General features: G+C 37.3%; 17 protein-coding genes and 1 pseudogene. 7 read left to right on the forward strand and 11 right to left on the reverse strand.

Going from position 1 to position 19,290, the window contains the following annotated elements:
* Positions 1–20 precede the first annotated feature (20 nt).
* A complete protein-coding gene (locus GO593_RS12260; RefSeq protein WP_001153950.1) occupies positions 21–1,109 on the reverse strand; it encodes a YjgN family protein in 1,089 nt (362 codons plus the stop codon).
* An 842-nt stretch (positions 1,110–1,951) separates the two neighbouring features.
* Here GO593_RS12260 and GO593_RS12265 point away from each other — a divergent pair.
* The gene (locus tag GO593_RS12265; RefSeq protein ID WP_000732870.1) at positions 1,952–2,830 is read left to right on the forward strand and encodes a MetQ/NlpA family ABC transporter substrate-binding protein; all 879 of its coding nucleotides are present in this window, start codon (positions 1,952–1,954) and stop codon (positions 2,828–2,830) included.
* A 789-nt stretch (positions 2,831–3,619) separates the two neighbouring features.
* Positions 3,620–4,162 (forward strand): TetR/AcrR family transcriptional regulator, encoded by a 543-nt coding sequence (locus tag GO593_RS12270; protein ID WP_001984914.1) that lies wholly within the window; start codon positions 3,620–3,622, stop codon positions 4,160–4,162.
* Between the two features lie 140 nt (positions 4,163–4,302).
* On the opposite strand, the gene GO593_RS12275 is transcribed toward GO593_RS12270, so the two are convergent.
* Positions 4,303–4,773 carry a hypothetical protein gene (locus GO593_RS12275; RefSeq protein ID WP_000735024.1) on the reverse strand — a complete coding sequence of 157 codons (471 nt, stop codon included), beginning with the start codon at positions 4,771–4,773 and terminating at the stop codon, positions 4,303–4,305.
* A 299-nt stretch (positions 4,774–5,072) separates the two neighbouring features.
* Between GO593_RS12275 and GO593_RS12280 the strand changes: the two genes are divergently transcribed.
* Genes GO593_RS12280 through GO593_RS12290 form a run of 3 tightly spaced genes read left to right on the forward strand, consistent with a single transcriptional unit; the run spans position 5,073 to position 6,804 of the window.
* Positions 5,073–5,744, forward strand: a complete 672-nt coding sequence (locus GO593_RS12280; protein WP_000721905.1) for a CsgG/HfaB family protein — start codon at positions 5,073–5,075, stop codon at positions 5,742–5,744.
* Between the two features lie 17 nt (positions 5,745–5,761).
* Positions 5,762–6,130, forward strand: coding sequence for a DUF4810 domain-containing protein (locus GO593_RS12285; RefSeq protein ID WP_000721818.1), 369 nt, complete (start codon positions 5,762–5,764; stop codon positions 6,128–6,130).
* A complete protein-coding gene (locus tag GO593_RS12290) occupies positions 6,127–6,804 on the forward strand; it encodes a DUF799 domain-containing protein (RefSeq protein WP_000592254.1) in 678 nt (225 codons plus the stop codon). Before GO593_RS12285 ends, GO593_RS12290 begins: the two co-directional genes overlap by 4 nt.
* 140 nt (positions 6,805–6,944) lie before the next feature.
* On the opposite strand, the gene GO593_RS12295 is transcribed toward GO593_RS12290, so the two are convergent.
* The 9 genes from GO593_RS12295 to GO593_RS12335 all read right to left on the reverse strand — a co-directional run bounded on the left by GO593_RS12295 (position 6,945) and on the right by GO593_RS12335 (position 16,702).
* Positions 6,945–7,304 (reverse strand): hypothetical protein, encoded by a 360-nt coding sequence (locus GO593_RS12295; RefSeq protein WP_000416091.1) that lies wholly within the window; start codon positions 7,302–7,304, stop codon positions 6,945–6,947.
* Positions 7,305–7,682: 378 nt separating this feature from the next.
* Positions 7,683–9,041 carry an amino acid permease gene (locus GO593_RS12300; protein WP_001984920.1) on the reverse strand — a complete coding sequence of 453 codons (1,359 nt, stop codon included), beginning with the start codon at positions 9,039–9,041 and terminating at the stop codon, positions 7,683–7,685.
* A gap of 144 nt (positions 9,042–9,185) precedes the next feature.
* On the reverse strand, positions 9,186–10,631 hold the full coding sequence (locus tag GO593_RS12305) for an NAD(P)/FAD-dependent oxidoreductase (RefSeq protein WP_000691961.1): 1,446 nt from the start codon (positions 10,629–10,631) through the stop codon (positions 9,186–9,188).
* 19 nt (positions 10,632–10,650) lie between these two features.
* The gene (locus tag GO593_RS12310) at positions 10,651–11,982 is read right to left on the reverse strand and encodes an APC family permease (protein ID WP_000428065.1); all 1,332 of its coding nucleotides are present in this window, start codon (positions 11,980–11,982) and stop codon (positions 10,651–10,653) included.
* 195 nt (positions 11,983–12,177) lie between these two features.
* Entirely contained in the window at positions 12,178–12,885 is a 708-nt protein-coding gene (locus GO593_RS12315) for a cache domain-containing protein (protein WP_000193721.1), read from the reverse strand.
* Positions 12,886–12,950: 65 nt separating this feature from the next.
* Positions 12,951–13,670 (reverse strand): FadR/GntR family transcriptional regulator, encoded by a 720-nt coding sequence (locus tag GO593_RS12320; RefSeq protein ID WP_001277437.1) that lies wholly within the window; start codon positions 13,668–13,670, stop codon positions 12,951–12,953.
* A gap of 59 nt (positions 13,671–13,729) precedes the next feature.
* Positions 13,730–14,500, reverse strand: a complete 771-nt coding sequence (locus GO593_RS12325; protein WP_001041176.1) for a nuclear transport factor 2 family protein — start codon at positions 14,498–14,500, stop codon at positions 13,730–13,732.
* A gap of 28 nt (positions 14,501–14,528) precedes the next feature.
* Positions 14,529–15,959, reverse strand: coding sequence for a gamma-aminobutyraldehyde dehydrogenase (locus GO593_RS12330; RefSeq protein ID WP_001140782.1), 1,431 nt, complete (start codon positions 15,957–15,959; stop codon positions 14,529–14,531).
* 320 nt (positions 15,960–16,279) lie between these two features.
* Positions 16,280–16,702 (reverse strand): Lrp/AsnC family transcriptional regulator, encoded by a 423-nt coding sequence (locus tag GO593_RS12335; RefSeq protein ID WP_001984922.1) that lies wholly within the window; start codon positions 16,700–16,702, stop codon positions 16,280–16,282.
* Between the two features lie 135 nt (positions 16,703–16,837).
* Here GO593_RS12335 and GO593_RS12340 point away from each other — a divergent pair, with 135 nt between their 5' ends.
* On the forward strand, positions 16,838–18,073 hold the full coding sequence (locus tag GO593_RS12340; protein ID WP_001058609.1) for an aspartate aminotransferase family protein: 1,236 nt from the start codon (positions 16,838–16,840) through the stop codon (positions 18,071–18,073).
* Positions 18,070–19,163: pseudogene (gene astA / locus GO593_RS12345) on the forward strand (arginine N-succinyltransferase). Before GO593_RS12340 ends, astA begins: the two are co-directional and overlap by 4 nt.
* The last annotated feature ends 127 nt before the right edge of the window (positions 19,164–19,290 follow it).

Below are 19,290 nucleotides of genomic sequence, written 5' to 3' on the forward strand. Positions count from 1 at the left end.
AAATTATTAAACTCAGATTATTATAGGGAGATATCAATATCAAAAATATCACTGATTTCTTCAGCTAAAGCACTTTGTTCTTGCTGAGCTAGATTCATCATTTTATCTGGATCATCTAGCAAGATTAAGCTCATTGATTCAACCTGATATTTGTGAATGCGAACAGCGGCCCAAGCAGACATTAAACCTAGGGTTAAGATTTTTACTACCCAGTTTGATGCTACAATCCATGCAAAACGCCATTGATTACAGTCTGTTTTAAATTGACTGTTTCCAACTGTAGTATTGTTCCATGTAGTAATGAAAAGACGCGCAGCAATTAATGGATAAATAAATAATCCAATAATGGCATACATCATAAATATCCCAAAGATTACAGAATTCGATGAGAACCCGGAAAGTGTTCCTAAAATACTAAAATAAATAATTGAAAAGATAGCAATGATGCCAAGAGCAATAAAAATGGGTACATAAACTGCAGCCATATATGCAGTCCAGTTCGCGTTTAATTTAAAATTTAATTGTCCAGCATATAGGTGATTAAGATAATATTTTTTATATAGCCAAATAGCTACAGGCGTAAAAATTCCTAATGTAAAGATATATACCAATATACTTAAAAGGAAAATTTTATAAGATTCTTTTATAGTGCCACCAAAATAAAAGCGTGCGTTACCATACTTACTATTTCTTGCAGTAAAACGTAAAGTAGCGCGAATTAGCCAAGGCACAGCCATATATAACACAACTATTCCAACTACAGTTGCAATCATTGAATACTGTGATGAAATTGAAAATGCTACGTAAATTCCTAATGCAATTAAACGCCCAATCAAAATCTTGGTTGGAATACCAGTAAAATCAAAACGACGTTCAAAAAACTCTGTATTTCCATAGAAATAACGTAAACGACGAACTTTAGCCCAAGGCGCATATAAGCTTAAAGTAATAATAGTTAAAAGAATATTAACGATCCAAATTCCAAAATATTCTGAGGCATTACCGTGAAATTTAAAATGATGAATACCTGAGTGTGAAATTGGTGGACGTGTAATACTTTGATCCTCATTTAAATCTTGAGGTAATGATGGCAAAGCTTGGTCTTGCATTTTATTCTCTTTCTTGAAAATATATGATCATGAATGAATGTAATAGATAATTAGAAAACTATTGAGGAATATTATATATTTTTTATAAATTGAAATAAATAGGATAAAAAGCAAACAATAATTTATTATGGCCTTTCACTGAGTTGTGTAGAACAAAAAATTATTGCAAGAAATTTACATAATAGTTTTGAAGAGATATTGATGCATTATTATGTTTTAAATTTAGTAGTAACACTAATTTGAACTGGAACTTTTCTACATCGTTTATTTTATACTATTCACCTTCCTTGGAGCTAATAGAATATATCTTTATAAAATTTATTTTTATTAAAAACTTAAATAATAAAAAATAATTTATATAAATAGCTTATATTGCTAATGAGAAATTTTGTCGCTTACGCCAAATTCAAAAGTCTTTGTGAAACCGAAGATTTTTTAAGCCAAGGATAAAAATTACAACTTCATTTAGCTTAAATATTGCTAACAAATCCTGAAAATTTCATATAAATCAAACAAGTATATAATTTAATCAAAATTATTTTATTTATATAATATCTTTTTTATTTTCATCATCTTAGTGTTAAAAGCTTTATCGATCAAAATTGAACAAGTCATTTGTCGAACGTTTAATTATTGATATATGATGTGCCCATATTTAGAAACTGTTTCAAAACATAATTCTATTGTTCAGCGTGCAAATTCACGGAAGGAATGATGCTGAAATCAGGCTTCTAAACCCTATATCTGGAAATTATATCCAGCCAAATATTGCATTTCGACCCAATGGTTGGAAATGTCTCACTCTGATTTAGAGTAGGCGTTTCCTATTTTAGGATATATTTATGAAAAAATTATTTAGCGTACTGTTCAGTGCCTCTGTACTGACACTGACTGCATGTAATAAACAGCCTGCACAAACTGAAAATACAGCAGCAGCCAAAGATAAAACTGAGTCGGTTCGTACAATTAAATTGGTTTCAACAGGTTCTGATACGGACGTATGGAAATATGTAGCAACACTTCCTGAAACTGCTCAAGCGGGCATTAAACTCGAAGTGACCAATTTAACTGACTATGTTGTGCTCAATACGTCTGTAGCAAGTGGCGAACAAGATGTAAATGCGTTCCAGTCATTCAACTATTTGGCAGCTTATAATGCTTCAAATAAAGCTAAAGTTGCTGCTGTTGCGACAACTTACTTGGAACCAATGGGTATTTATGCAAATAAAGTTAAAACCGTTGATGAGTTTCCACAAGGCGCGACCATTGCAATTCCAAACGATACTGCTAACGAAGCGCGTGCATTAACATTATTACAGTCTGCTAAACTGATTAAACTTAAACCAGGTTTTGACCCTGTAAAAGGGACAGTGAATGATATTGCTGAAAACCCTAAAAACTTACAATTAAAACCAATTCAAATGACTACAGCGGTTCGTGTTAAAAACGATGTAGATGCAATTGTACTGGGTAATACATTGGCACTTGAGGGTGGCCTCAATGTAATGAAAGACGCAATCTTCCGTGAGCCAATCGATCAGTCTACTAAGCTTTATGTCAACTTATTGGGTGTTGCTGAAGCGAACAAAAATGACCCGATCTATACGAAGCTTGGTGAACTTTACCACTTACCTAAAGTTCAAAAGTTTGTAAATGAAAAATTTGGCGGCACAAAAGTTGAAGTGAACAAACCTGTTTCTGAATTTGCAGACATCAAATAAGTAATTTTTTAATTAAAATTATTTTTTAAAGCTAAGTCGCGGTTATCGTGGCTTAGCTTTATTTTATTTGGAAGAATGCCATTTTCTTCCTCCGTATATGTATCTAGAAATTTTTCACCCAACACTATTTAAATGCATTAACGCTTTCTATAGGAATTCCTCTTTAATAGGAGGATCGAAGATTAAGTCTTAATTATCTAGTGTTCATTCTCTTTATAAACCCTACTTTAACAATAACTTGTTAATTATTTATCCTTACTTTTTAATGATCTAATTTAAATCAAATGTCATTTTGTGTGCTTGACTACAAGAGGGTGGAATACTATTCTTCGCATGCTGGCCACAATGCCAGTCGGTTTTAGCAGACCGTTCCGAAAAGCATTAAAAGAGCAATCTTTTAGTGACGAACCCTCGTGCCCCCTCTACGGCGGAACGGGAGGGGGACACCTTCGGGTGTGCTGGGTTTTTTCGGCCAGTCTGCTAACCCCCTTTCGTTCTGCCACCATAATTTAAATGTTTTGGCAGAACTCCCAATAAAAAGGAGTTGGCTTTGCACATCCATTATTTCTTGGCACTCATTGCCATAAGCTATAACGACACAACTTAATAATTTAAAGCAGCTTGATAGCCTGTAGGGTTTTCATGCTTTAAGTCATTACGGCTCAAAAAACTTGTATTAACTATAAAACTTGAGATGTGCCAAGCACAGTCTTTATGGCTTTGCTGTGCCTTTTTTCTCCCAAAAAAGTATCTCTTTTAGAAACAACAAGAATTGATAACGGTAAAACTATGCCAAATTTAGAAACCTCTTCCAAAAAATTACATGTTATTCGTACGGCTATAAACTTATTTACTACCTATGGATTTCACACCACGGGTGTAGATCTGATTGTTAAAAAATCCGAAATTCCAAAAGCTACGCTCTATAACTACTTTCACTCAAAAGAAGGTCTAATTGAAATGTGCATCGCCTTTCAAAAAAGCCTGCTGAAAGAAGAAGTGCTCGCGATTATTTACTCAAACCGTTACTGCACGCCAACTGATAAGCTCAAAGAAATTGTGGTTTTACATGTCAACTTGAATAGTCTGTACCATTTATTACTTAAAGCCTTTTTTGAAATTAAAGGGACATATCCTCAAGCTTACCGTATGGCAATCGAGTATAGAAAATGGCTAACTCGAGAACTTTTTGACCTAATTTTTAGTTTGGAAACTCGCGCCTTAAAACCTGATGCCGATATGGTTTTAAACCTAATAGATGGTTTGATGTTTGGGTTTTTAAGTACCAATAGTTTGAGTGAAAGGGATGAGGTGTTGGAGCGGTTTTTTTAAATAACTTGATGAATAGTGCTTTGGAACAAGATGCTTTTGAAAAGGTAGTTCTAAAGCATCTTGCTCACTTAGTTTATATGGATCTGATATTTTAAGATAAACAGGATTATTGGCTCTTATTTTCAGAGTTTGATTTTGACTTATTGAGACTCATCTAAATCACGTTCGCGGCATGATAATTCATAATAATTACCTTTTGGCAGAGAACTAATTTTAAACCCATAGTAAGTGCTATCGGTTTCTATCGGAGCGATATTACATTGCTTCTTTTTTGCAAATTTTTCAATTAATTTTAAATTGGTGGTTTGCTTAAATACAGCTCCCCAACCCTCACTCACACAACAGCCCACATATTCAGACATATATTCATCTGAAATAAGTACAACGTTTTGTCCCATAAATTCATAAGGTTTTTTGAGTTTGTATATATCGTTATAGTCTGCTCTTGAAATATTAGGTTTTTTGGCTAGGAAACCTTTTTGTTTAAGAATTTGAAACTTTAAAAAATCTTCAGGACCAGTACCAAGTCCCCGATAAATCGAGCTATTTTCCTCTGCAAAACTATATGAGCTGAAAATGCTAACTAAGCTTAAAAGTAATAATTTTTTCATTTGTAATTTCAGAAGTTGTATTAGGGCATAATTGTTTCATATCTTCTTTAAAGCGTAAAGTAAGTAGCTGATTTTTATATTATAGATAGATTTTTCTATACCACGGCAAACCATAATTAATTTACTAATAATAGGTTTCATATAATTAACTATCTATAGAATAAATTTTTTGCTTCTTTAAAAATTATTTAAACGAATTAAGTAAATTTTTTATCAGAGTCCTAATTTATTTGCTTATTGGATAGTCTTTTTGTATATAATATGTATTCTTTGTATTTATTTATCTTTATAGAGTAAACATGAAAAAAATATTAATCATTACTATGGCGAGTTCTTTCGGTTTAATTGCGTGTTCAACTACTGAAACTTCAAGAACGATACAAAGTCCACAAGTCACTGCTGCTACTGCTACAACAAAATATATCGGAGTAAAAACTCCTATTTCTATTGGTAAGTTTGATAATCGCTCTAGTTATATGAGAGGCGTTTTCTCTGATAATGTCGATCGTTTAGGTGGGCAGGCGAAAACTATTCTTGAAACACATTTACAGCAAACTGGCTATTTTTCAGTTTTAAACCGTGACAATCTATCAGAAATTAAACAAGAAGTAGGCTATAGCAATACTGCTCAATCTATTAAAGGTGCTCGCTACGTTATTACTGGTGATGTCTCTGAATTTGGTCGTAAAGAAGTAGGCGATCAACAGTTATTTGGTATTTTAGGACGCGGTAAACAACAAGTTGCTTATGCCAAAGTTAATTTAAATATTGTTGATGTAAAAACATCAGAAGTTGTGCATTCGGTACAAGGTGCTGGTGAATATGCATTAGGTGCACGTGAAGTTTTAGGCTTTGGTACTACAGCTTCTTACGATTCTACGTTAAATGGTAAAGTACTCGACTTAGCTGTTCGTGAAGCAGTAAATAATCTTGTGACAGATATTCAAAATAACCGTTGGTCAATTCAATAATTTTGGATATGTGTTAGATGAAAAAAATTCTTTTTAGCAGTTTTCTTGCGATGAGTTTGGTGGGTTGTGCCGCTGGTCCTCAACCTTTATACAATTGGGGAACTTATACTCATCAAACCTATTTGATGTATAACGCACCTGAAAAAGCAACGCCAAATACGCAGATCACAAAATTAGAAGCAGAGATTGAAAAAACCAAAGGTAAGGGCCTAGCTGTACCACCGGGGTTATATGCTCATTTAGGATTATTGTATTTACAAGAAAATAATTCTCAAAAAGCAATCGAGTATTTCCAACTTGAACGTCAAGTATATCCAGAATCTACTGTTTTAATGGATCGCTTATTGCAAAAAATGAATGCGAATGGTGGGAATGCAAAATCATGATTAAGAAACTTCTCATTGCCAGCTTGGTCATTTCTAGCCTTGCATTTACAGGATGTGCAGTTACTGCACCACCTAATAAAGATATTACGGCCTATAAAGCCCATATGCCAAAGTCAATTTTGGTATTGCCACCAGTCAATGATTCACCTGATGTAAAAGCGACCTATAGTTATTGGCCTACCGTGGTGGCACCTGTAGCAGAAGCTGGCTATTATGTTTTTCCAATCTCTGTTGTAGACAACATGTTTAAAGAGAATGGCGTTACTAATGGCAACGATGCTCAGTCTATTTCACCTCAGAAATTACAAGAAATTTTTGGCGCAGATGCTGCTCTCTATATTCGAATTAAAGAATATGGCTCTAAATATCAAGTCATTCAAAGTGTTGCTACAGTAAGTGCAGATGCAAAACTTGTTGATTTGAAAACGGGAGATGTGATTTGGACAGGTGAGAAAAAACTTGTTCAAGCGAGTAGTGATGGTAATGCGGGTTTAATAGGGATGGTCGTTGGGGCTTTAGTTGAACAGATTGCTGGCAGCTTTAATGATAGAGCTTATCCATTAGCAAGTATGGTCAATACTCAACTGTTTACCCCGACTAATTATAATCCAGGTATGGGGTTATTATACGGACCACGTTCACCTAAATTTCAACAAGATGGCGTAGCTAAGTAAATTAAACTCAAGCTAGTTTCTTAATTTCTTAAATAAGTTGCTTCATATATTTGCTATGTGGAGCACTTTATAAAAGTTGAGTTTAAGCAGGAGAGTCAGTTGAAAATTGATTTTACCTGCTTAATTCAATTGAAATTAGTTTATTTCTTTACTTTAAAACGGTATTTGCATTTTAGGCAGCGGTAGTCCTGAAATATATTTTTATCGATCATTACACCTGCTTTTTTACCAAAAATATTACCCACTACACCGCCAGTAATACCTGCACTGATTGCACCGACAAATGTGCCTACAGTACCGCCAACAATTACACCCAATGGTCCAGCTACAGTACCAATCGCTGCTCCTATAGAAGCACCTGTTGCAGCACCACCTACGGTACCCGCTGTAGTCCCTGCAGCTGTTAATAAAACACCGCCAGTGGTTTTAAGTAGTTTGTCATGGTCACGTGTTTCAATTTCTGTAGAACCACACTTTGGGCATTGCAGCGTTTTTTCCATAAAATTTTTCCTGTCTTTCATCATTAAGCGACGCAGTGAATGGAGCAAAATCAGTAAAGTGGATAAAAGAGCTATTTATGAAGCGTCTTTTCCTGATTGATGATCGCGATATATCTGGTCAGCCACGATTTTAGCTGAACATTGACACAAATATTTATAGATCATGTAAACACTTGTACCTTAATAATCATCTCTTAAAAATGTCTTAAGCACTATTTTTAAATGGATAGCATATAACTAAAAACTACTAAGTGATGGATGATTGATCAGACGAGATGCAGATATTTGGTCTGTTGAAATTTGCAAAGAGGTGAGACTTGTTTACAACCGCTTAAAACAATAAAGGCTTATTCTGTTTGAATAAGCCTTTTAGGACGTTCAGAGTGATTTATCTAACCTTAAAACTTTATATAAAGCAAGCATTAAAGTAATCCAGATCGGAATTAAAATTACTGATTCTTTAAAGCCTTGAGTCCACATAATGTATAAAATCATGCCGATAAAAGCGAGCACGACATAGTTACTCAAAGGCGAAAATAGAGCAGGAAATTTGGCAACTTTTCCATCTAGTTTCATAGCTTGCTTAAACTTTAAATGGGTAAAGCTAATAATTGCCCAGTTCAAAACCAAAGCTGCAACAGCCATATACATAAGATGGCTTAAAGCTTCTTCTGGTACAAAGTAGTTGAGTAAAACACACCCAAAAATCAGGATAGAAGAGAAGATCACAGCAGCTGTGGGTACACCTTGTTTGCTTACTTTTGCAAAGACTTTAGGGGCATTGCCCTGTACTGCCAGCCTATACAACATTCGGCTGTTGGCATACATGCCGCTGTTATAAACTGAAAGTGCAGCAGTCAAAATAATAAAGTTAAGTAAATGTGCCGCCCAACCAATGCCAAGCTGACTAAAAATCATGACAAAAGGGCTTTTATCTAAACCACCAAGGTCCAGTTGGTTCCATGGAATAAGCGACATAATAATTGCGAGCGAGGCCACGTAAAAAACCAAAATTCGAAAAATAACTTGGTTGATCGCTTGTGGAATACTTTTTTCAGGATTTTCTGCTTCAGCAGCGGTCATTCCAATCAGTTCAATACCGCCAAATGCAAACATTAAAAAGGCGAGCATATAGAACAAACCCGAAAAGCCATGCGGGAAAAATCCGCCATGTTGCCATAGGTTTGAAAAGCTCGCTATAGAATCATTGCCGGCTGTAAGTAATAAATATAAGCCAAACACAATCATTGAAATGACTGCGGTAACTTTAATAATGGCTAACCAAAATTCAGATTCGCCATAAAATTTAACATTGCCTAAGTTCAAGCACGTGACCAGCACAAAGAAAAATAAAACCGAAACCCATGCTGGAATATGAGGCCACCAATAATGTACATATTTAGCCACGGCGGTAAGCTCAGTCATCGCAACTAAAATGTACACAACCCAATAGTTCCAGCCCGATAAAAAACCGGGAAATCTTCCCCAATACTTTTGTGCAAAATAGCTAAAAGAGCCAACTACAGGTTCTTCGACAATCATTTCACCCATTTGGCGCATAATTAAAAATGCAACCAAACCAACAATGGCATAACCCAAAATGATTGAAGGACCAGCAGACTGAATGACTTGTGCAGAGCCTAAAAAAAGTCCTGTGCCCACAGCACCACCCATAGCGATTAACTGGATGTGACGATTTTTAAGTCCACGTTTTAATTGGGAAGATGAGTTACTCAAAATACTATGCGCTGTCTAAAAAAGCTGGCGCTATTGTAATGGATTGAATAGGGATAACCTAGTTTGAAAAGCAATATTGCCTTTATATAAAAAGATTCGCACAAAACTGTACGAATCCTTTTTAGAAAATGATGTTTTTCTAAATTAGAAAGATACCATTTTGCCTGGGTTAATCATTGCACCGATGCCATACATACTTTTTGCGAGTGGAATAACGACAGGGGCAAGCGTACGGCCAAAAATAATATTTTGATGGTCAATGTTAGATAACATTTCAAAGTCATTAGATTGCCCAACAAAGTCATTTGCAATGGCTTTACCAATACGTACCGTTTGTGCCACGCCGTGACCGCTCCAGCCGTGAACTGCATAAATCGGGAACTTGTTACCAAACTTACGGCTGTCGACTGCACCATTAACGGTTAAATCAGTAGTGCCACTCCAGACAAAATCCATTTCTAGATTTTTAATTTGAGGGAAAACTGTATGAATTCGATGCTCTAGGTAATTTAAAGTTTTCTCTGGCCCCCAGCATGTGCCAGTACCTTGCCCACCAAATAATAAGCGGTTGTTAAACACAGGACGGTAGTAATCAATCTGGAACTGAGTGTCATAAACCGGATGTCCAAATGGCAGAAGCTCTTTGGTATCAAACTCTAAAGGAGCGGTGGTCGCGACATAAGTGTAAAACGGAATAGTGGTATTGTTCTGCTCAGATAAAAGTTTAAACGAGGCATGGTGTACCGCTAAAACTACAGACTTTTTGGCTTTCACGACTGCATTTGCTGTGTGAACATAAATACCATCTGCCTTTTCTTCTATTGAAATAACTTCTGTTTGTTCATAAACACTACCGCCGTTTTTGCAAAAGCCATAAATTAAACCACGGTTTAGAGCCAACGGATGAATTTGTCCACCTAACTCATCAATTAAACCGCCTGTATAGTAGTCTGACTTAATAAAGTCCATGAGTTCATGTTTACCCACAATACGAGTATGGTCTTCACCTAAGTATTTTCGGGCATCGGCACCTTGGGTTAAGCCAACCAAATGTCCTTCATGAACGGCGGCAGTAATATGCCCGTATTTACGGTCAAAGTTGAGTTGGTATTTTTCAGAGATATCATCAATGAGTTGCATGGCTTCCGTAGAAGTAAAATGCCATAGCTTTTTGGCATCTTCATAACTTAATCGGTCAGCCATTTCTTGAGCTTCCCAGCGTGCTAAACCTGGGGTAAGTTGTCCGCCATTTCGCCCTGAAGCTGCACTACCAATACGGTTTTTTTCTAATAAAACGGTATCTACGCCTTGTTCAGCTAAGTGTAGGGCAGTCGATGAACCTAATAAACCACCACCAATAACCACGACATCACATTCAATATCAGCATTTAAACTGTCAAATGTATGCCAATCGGACAGGGAACTTTCATAGTAGTTTGCTGGGTTATTTACCGAAGTGCCATTAACCGTAGTTGAGTCAAATTTCGCGTGTTTTGGATTTAACCAGCTCCATTCTTTACCCACTTGTAAAGACTGACTTGGTTTATATTCCACATCTTTTAAAAGTTGAGGTTTAGAAATAATTTTCATGACGATGTTCCTTAAAAAATTAATAAGCATTACTAATTGCAATACTTTGTTTTTTAATCGTTTTATAAATGAATAAGAGAATGCCTAAAGTTAACCAGAAGCATCCAAAAATCAGTGAAGATGAGTCGAGATTGAGCCATAAACAAATAATGCTAATGACCGATAACAACGGTAAAAATAGGTTTAGAAATTTATTTTTAAAACCTGAACGTTGTTTATCTTTAATATAAAATTTCATAAAAACTGAGAAGTTTACGGCTGTAAAAGCAACGAGCGCACCAAAACTGATCAGACTAACAACTTGAGCTAAATCTAAGAAAATAGCCGACATTGAAATAAGCCCGACAAATAAAACCGAGAAAAATGGTGTCCCTAAAGAGCTATGGATGGTTCCAAAATACTTTTTAGGAAAAATATTGTCGGACCCCATTATATACAGTAAACGCGAAGCACTGGCATGTGAGGCAAGACCTGAGGCGACTGTGTTCATAATTTGGCCGCATAAGAATATGGACTGAAACAAAGCACCACCCACATAAAGCACAATTTCTGGTAATGCTTCTGAAGGATGATGAAAGCGAACATTGTTTGGAAAATAAAGTTGAATAAACCAAGCAGCTGTGAAGAAAATAAGCCCACCCGCAAGTGTGGTTAACATGACTGCTCGGGGAATATTCTTGGTGGGTTGTTTGGTTTCATTTGAAAGGGTAGTAACTGCATCAAAACCTAAAAATGAAAAACATAAAACCGAAGCACCAGCAACAAGCGGTAATAGCGATTGTTGACCATGCCATAGTGGAGCCAGAGTAAGCACATGCTCATAACCTTGGGTCGAACCAATACCTCGAACCACTAAATATACAAAAATGACCATGAGGATAATCGGAGCAAACACAAATACGAGACTTAAGTTGGCAAGTAACCGAATACGGAAACAGTTGACTAAAGTCACAAGGCCCGCCGATACCAGCACCCAAAACCAATAAGGCATACTCGGAATGAGTGCGGTGAGATAAATTGCAGCCAGCAACACATTAATAAGCGGTAATAACAGATAGTCGAGTAGAGAGCACCAGCCAACGAAAAATCCACTTCTAGGCCCTAAACTTTCTGCAGTATAACTATAGGCCGAACCTGATCTTTCTGAGTTTTTACTAAACCTCGCATAGCTCCAAGCAGTAAGCAGCATCGCGCCTAAAGCAAGTAAATATGCGAGGGGAACATGACCATTGGTAATTCCGGAAACAATACCGAAAGTATCGAAAACCGTCATGGGGGTCATATAGGCAATACCAATAATTGTGACTTGCCATAGTGATAGTTTTTTTAAGGAAGACGCTTTATTTTCCATGTCTTTTCAACCTCAAATTTCGTTGTTTTTGCTTTTCATCCAGAAAGGCGATGCTATTTTTAGGCCAAAACTTCCCCTAGACCTGAATAAACAAGTCTGTTTGAAGAAAGTTTGAACAACAGCTAATGGCTTAAAGTGCTATATCACCTTGATGGCACACTAAAGCGAGAATAAAAGGCCAATATTCTTTGCTTTTTAGATGACAACCAGCTGGAAAGACTGACATGGTTGCGAGAAAAACTGTTGATCAGTCTTTTCTTTAAATAATGTCCCGGTTCTGATGCTAATGTCATTTGAAGTAATGACCCGAGATGAATCATTCATAATGACAGTCTTTTGCTTAATATTTTTGAGTTTGGGCATAAGCAGTTTTTCGAGAGCCGAAACTAAAATATCGGTCGCAATGACGCCAATAAAGTGGTCATGAATCATGACAGGGTGGGCAATGGTAATGGTGTAGGCACCATTACAGATATAATCAACATAAGGTCCATGTATGCATGGACTTTTATTTTGTGCAGGTTTATGGAACCACTCAAATGAGCGGAAATCTAAAAAACGCTGCGCATTTTGATAGTTTTCAAGTTTTGCTTGTTGTAATTGATCTTCTTTTTTATACCACCATTCGAGTGTCCAGTAGTCTTGTTCCTCTTGAGTTGCCGGACTATAACTCGCAAAACCAGTTCCTTGACTATAATGGCTCTGATTAAGTGCTTTTTTAATTTCCTTTTGCAAAGCAGAGCGTTCTGAAGTTGAAAGCTTAATATCTGCATTTTTTTCAGATGCATGCTTTGACAAAATCTTGCTCGCCTTAGTTGCGAGTTTTTCTGTAATAGAGGTTGTTTCGTCAACCACCGTCTTTAACAAATTTTGTAGCTCTTCTATATCTAACTGTTGGGTCATTCCTATAACTCCTAAAATTCCATATTTCTAACTTGTGTATTGATAAGCCATCATATTTATTATTTTTATTCACTCGATAACTTATATCGAAGCATTTGGTCAGTCAGCATTGAAACTATTTTTCGGGCTTGAATCACAGCTTCATTTTCATTGTTTTGCATAAAAGACGACAAAAGATGGTGATATTGTTTTACAACCTCACGGTGAAAATCATCATCTTGATAAAGTACGGCGATAAGCGGAGCCCATTCAGCCTGAATCGTGAGTTCCTGATTTGCCAGTCTTGAAGACTGGGCAAATGAGGTGAGTGTGAGTAAACAACGTAAATCAAGCTGTGCACGTGTATCTGCTTCAACGGCTTGTTCAAATTGTTCAATTAACTCTTTTATTTTGTTAAGTTCATATTCAGTAGTTCTTTGAGCGGCCAGATAGGCACTATGACTTAAAATTGCACTGTGAAACTCGCCTAAATCGGCAAGATACTCATTTGAAGCTTGGCGCAAAGGATGTTGATTTAAAAGTAAATCAGAAGGTAGCTCACAAACAAAACTTCCACCATTTCTTCCGCGACGTGTATCAATTAAACCCTTTACGCGTAAAGTATTTAGTGCTTCGCGAACGGTAATTGGTGAAACTCCCATTAAGCGTGCTAAGTCTGCTTCATTAGGAAGTTGTTCATTGCTCTTGAGCAAACCAGAGATAATTGCATTTTCCAAGCGTTCTACAACTTGTTCCGAACGAGTTGCTTGAGCAATAGGTGCAAAAATTATCGTATATGCTGACATGGCGAATTCTCTAAAAGCTAAGTCAAAAGACTTAGCTTAATGAAGCGGATAAATAGTTATTAAAACACGCCATAACCATGGACAGCCTGTTCATCTTCAGGCACAGCAGGTATTGCATCCCAAAGTTCAACAATTTTGCCATTATCTACACGCCATAGTTCAAAATAGGCATGTCGGTTACCAGCAATACTGCCTTCGGAATGTGTCAATACAAATTGACCATCAGCAATGGAGCGATGCGTTTTTGAGTATACCAAACCTTGTCCTTCATTACGGATATTGTTCAAAAAATCAATCACGGCTTTAACGCCATCACCAATATCTGGACTATGTTGAATGAACTGGTCGCCGTCGGTATATTCTTTAAAGGCATCATAATTGCCATCAATTAATGACTTCTTAAAGAAAGACGTCACAATCTCGCGGTTTTTCTCTGGGTCATGGTGAGTTACGATTTCAGTGGGACCATCTAGTTGAGTTCTACCGCTTACATTTGGCGCAGCTTCTGCCACAAGACCATCCCAATGCTCGACAATTTTGCCGTCTTTTACTCGGTAAATATCAAAACCAACCAATGGGTTTTCATCTAAGCCTTGAAAGCGGCCATGAATCGCAACCAAATCACCATCTGCGAGTACACGTACAGCTTCATGTTGCATATCGGGGCAATCTTCTACCAGTTGACGTAAACCTGAAATACCATTTGCAACGAGTGGTGAGTGTTCTATAAAGTCTTCAGAAAAATAACGGTCTAGAGCAGTGGTGTCATGCAAATTAAATAACTCGTGGTGTGCTTTAGTCACCAAATCTTTCATTTCTTGCTTATTCATTTTGATCTCCTTTCAAAACGCATTGTTATTATTCGTTTGAACTCATCACATGTTTAACACGGGTATATTCTTCAAAACCGTAGCCAGATAAATCTTTACCATATCCTGACTTTTTGAAGCCGCCGTGTGGCATTTCCGCGGTTAAAGGAATATGGGTATTAATCCAAACTGTACCGAAATCAAGTTCACGTGACAGACGTGTTGCGCGAGCATGATCCTTGGTCCAAACACTTGAAGCTAGGCCATATTCAACATCGTTGGCTTTTTCAATCGCATCATTTTCATCCGTAAACTTCTGAACGGTAATCACTGGCCCAAAAATTTCGTTCTGAATAGCATCGTCGTGTTGTTTTAGGCCACTAATAACAGTCGGTTCAAAATAGAAGCCTGGGCGGTCTGCCTGTTTTCCACCTGTTTCAACTTTGGCATGAGCAGGTAAGTTGTCGATAAACGCTTTAACATTCTTTAATTGATTGGCATTGTTAAGTGGACCATAAAGTGCATCTTGATCATCTGGATCGCCAAAACGGGTATTTTTTGCAGCTTCAACGAGTTTAGCTAAAAACTCGTCATGAACAGATTCAGCCACAATCACACGTGTTGCAGCAGTACAGTCTTGGCCTGCGTTGAAATAGCCTGTTAAAGCAATCATTTCAACGGCTTTATCAAGGTCTGCATCTTCAAAAACCAGTACAGGTGCTTTACCGCCAAGTTCAAGATGAGCTTTTGCTAAATTTGCCGCAGCAGAAGCAGCAACTTGTAATCCGGCGCGAACTGAACCTGTAATCGAAACAAGAGCAGGGGTTTTGTGTGATACAACTTTTGAACCAACTTGCGCTTGGCCTAACACCACGTTAAATGCACCTTTCGGAAAAAATGGTGCAGCAATTTCTGCAAGTAAAAGGGTACTTTCAGGAGTGGTGTCACTTGGTTTTAATACGACAGTATTACCTGCGGCTAAAGCTGGAGCAATTTTCCAAACAGCCATCATGAGTGGATAGTTCCAAGGCGTAACCTGACCAACCACACCGACTGGTTCACGACGAATAGAAGAAGTTAAACCTTCTAAATATTCGCCAGTTGCTGTGCCATCGAGTAAGCGGGCAGCGCCTGCAAAGAAACGAACTTGATCTGCCGATGCACCTACTTCTTCAGATGCAATTAAATGTTTTAACTGACCTGTATTGCGGCTTTGAGCTTCAATCAAACGGTCAGCATTTGCTTCAATAGCATCTGCCAAGTTAAGTAATGCTTTTTGACGAGTCGAAGGTGTACTACGTCCCCAAATTTTAAATGCTTCTTTTGCAGCAGCATAAGCTGCATCAACTTCTGCCTCGGTCGCATTCGGCGATTGTGCATAGACTTCACCAGTGACTGGGCTTACCAAATCGAAGAAATCATTTCCTTTGCTAGTAACATATTCGCCGTTAATGAAGTGTTGTAGTTGAGTTTTAGCCATTTTTTATACCTTGTCCTTAGGTTTTAACATATAACATATAATACTATATGTATTATGTTTTAAATTTTCTGTCAAATGCTTTGATGAGGGGAGTGAGTGAAAAAAGTAGGAATTTAAATCAAATTAGATTTTAAGTTTTTGATTTTGATTATTTTAAAAAATTAAAAATTTATTGAGGATTGTTAGGGGAGGTTCATCATGAGGATGGCACTTTTAGATTTAACGAGCGGTGATAGAGAAATTTTTGAATGAAAGGGAATGGATGAGCTCAGCCGTATAGTTGGCTCACCCCATGTTTAATTTAAGTTTGAACGCAGTAATTAGGTCTTATGGCTAGCAAGTAAAATACTGGTCTCACTGTTATAAATACCTGAAATATTTCTAATTCTTTCTAATACTTTATCGAAGTTTTCTAAAGTGTCGGAACGTAGCTCAACCAGAATATCCCATTTACCGTTGGTTTTATGCAGACATTCAACCGCACTTTCTAGGCGTAGTTCTTTAATCACAGACTGTGCTTTGGTGCCTTCGACCATAATGCTCATCCATGCACGGATGACATTCCGTTCCGCATTTGGTTTAAAACGAACCTTATATCCGGTAATAATGCCCGAAGATTCAAGATACTCCATTCTCTTTTTAATCGTTGCTCTTGAGACGTGAACTTTTTCGGCTAACTCGGTTACAGACATCCGTGCGTTATCTTTAAGTAAACCTAAAATAATTTGATCAATATTGTCCATAATGTAATTGTCAATTATCAGATTGGTAAAAAATAATTCATTTTTTACTGAATTACAAATTTTGTGAATCAATTTGATTTTGAATAATAAGGTCATCAGTTAACCCGAATAATTCAATTTAATGGACTAGATAAGATGAATAATTTTGCAGTTTCTCGTGGTGACTTTAACGAGTGGATGGTTCCAGTATTTGCACCGGCAAATTTCATTCCGGTACGTGGTGAAGGTTCACGTATCTGGGATCAAGAAAATAAAGAATATATCGATTTTGCAGGCGGGATTGCAGTAAATGCATTAGGTCATGCGCATCCAGTGGCAGTCAATGCGTTAACAGAACAAGCAAAAAAACTTTGGCACGTCGGTAATGGTTATACCAATGAACCAGTACTACGCCTTGCTAAACAACTCACTGAAAATACATTTGCCGATAAGGTATTCTTCTGTAACTCAGGTGCTGAAGCGAATGAAGCAGCATTAAAACTTGCGCGTAAAGTTGGACTCGACAGCGGTGTTGCAGGTAAAAGTGGCATTGTGGCATTTAACAATGCTTTCCACGGCCGTACCTTATTTACCGTTTCAGCGGGTGGTCAACCTAAATATTCACAAGACTTTGCACCACTTCCAAATGGCATTAATCACGTTGCCTTTAATGATTTAGAAGCTGCCAAAGCAGTCATAAATGAACAAACTTGTGCAGTAATTGTAGAGCCTGTACAAGGTGAGGGCGGGGTTATTCCGGCTGATATCGAATTTTTAAAAGGTTTACGTGAACTGTGTGATCAGTTTGGTGCCTTACTTATTTTTGATGAAGTACAAACGGGTGTTGGCCGTACCGGTGCACTTTATGCCTACATGAACTACGGTGTGATTCCAGATGTACTTACGACTGCAAAAGCATTGGGCGGTGGTTTCCCGGTCGGTGCAATGTTAACAACTGACAAATTTGCGCCGCATTTTTCTGTAGGCACACACGGTACAACTTATGGCGGTAATCCACTAGCAAGTGCGGTTGCTGGCGCTGTATTCGAGTTTATTAATACTCCAGAAGTACTTGAAGGTGTGAAAGAGCGTCACGACTACTATAAAAACGCTTTAAATCAATTAAATGAAAAATATGAAGTCTTTAAAGCAATTCGTGGCAGTGGTTTATTGCTCGGATGTGTTTTAAAAGACGAGTTTGCTGGTAAAGCAAAAGATATTAATAACCTTGCGGGTGAAGAAGGTCTGCTGAGTCTTATTGCTGGTCCAAATGTTGTACGTTTTACACCTTCTTTAATTATTCCATTTGCTGATATTGATGAAGGTTTAAAACGCTTTGAACGTGCGCTTGCTCGCTTTGTGGAAATTCAAAAGGATGAACAAGCAGCATGATGATTATTCGCTACATTGAACCTAGGGATGTTAATGACCTTTACCTGTTGGCGCAAAAAGCAGGTTTTGGTTTGACATCTTTGCAGCCAAATATGGAAAAGTTGGCTGCACGTATTGAACGGGCCTGTAAAACCGTAGCAGGTGAACTTCCAAAAGCAGATCAGGTTTACTTATTTGTTTTAGAAGATACTGAACTCAACAAAGTTATCGGGGTTTGCGGAATTGAAGTCGCACTTGGTTTAAAAGAGCCTTGGTACAATTTCCATGTAGGAACCCAAGTTCATGCTTCAGAACCGTTAAGTGTTTATAATGCTTTACCTACTTTGTATTTGAGTAATGACCATACTAACTGTAGCGAGCTTTGTACTTTATTTTTAGATCCTGACTATCGCTTAAATAAAAATGGCAAATTTTTATCTAAAGTCCGTTTTTTGTTTCTCTCTGCCTTTCGCCAATATTTTGAAGAAACGATTGTTGCCGAAATGCGTGGATACTCTGATGCAAATGGGCAGTCACCATTTTGGAATGCGGTAGGCCATAAGTTTTTAATATTGAATTTACCAAAGCCGATTATTTGAGTGGGGTGGGACAAAAGGCTTTTATTGCTGAGTTGATGCCGAGACATCCACTCTATGTTGATATGCTGCCTGATGATGCTAAAGCCGCGATTGGTATTGTTCATCCCAATACTCGACCAGCCTACAATCTCTTGCTTGAAGAAGGACTGCGCTACAAAGGCTATATAGATATTTTTGATGGTGGTGCAACGCTGCAAGCAGATATTGAAAATTTACGAGCAATTAAAGAAAGCCAGATTTTAACTGTACAAGTTGTAGAGTCTATTCCTCTTAGTTCAGGTGATGAACCCTATATTGTGGCCAACGATAACTATGAAAATTATCGAGCAATTCTTGTATTCGGCACACCTTATCAGGAGTCATTGCAAATAACAAAAGCACAAGCAAAACAATTAAATGTTGAAAATGGTGGTTTAGTCCGTGTGTTAAGCGTCCATGTTAAACAGGACTCGAACCCACAGATAGTGAACAAACTTAAAGAAACAGAACATTTGCGAATGGCTGTTAATTAAACAGAAATACTATACATTTCACCAAATTTAAGAAGGAATACTATATTATCGCTAGCGCAAGATGGGTATATGGATAAATACAATCTTGCTCGCTGAGCTGGGATTAATTAGCCTGTTTTATTATATA

This window comes from Acinetobacter baumannii, assembly GCF_009759685.1.
Taxonomy (GTDB): Bacteria; Pseudomonadota; Gammaproteobacteria; order Pseudomonadales; family Moraxellaceae; genus Acinetobacter; species Acinetobacter baumannii.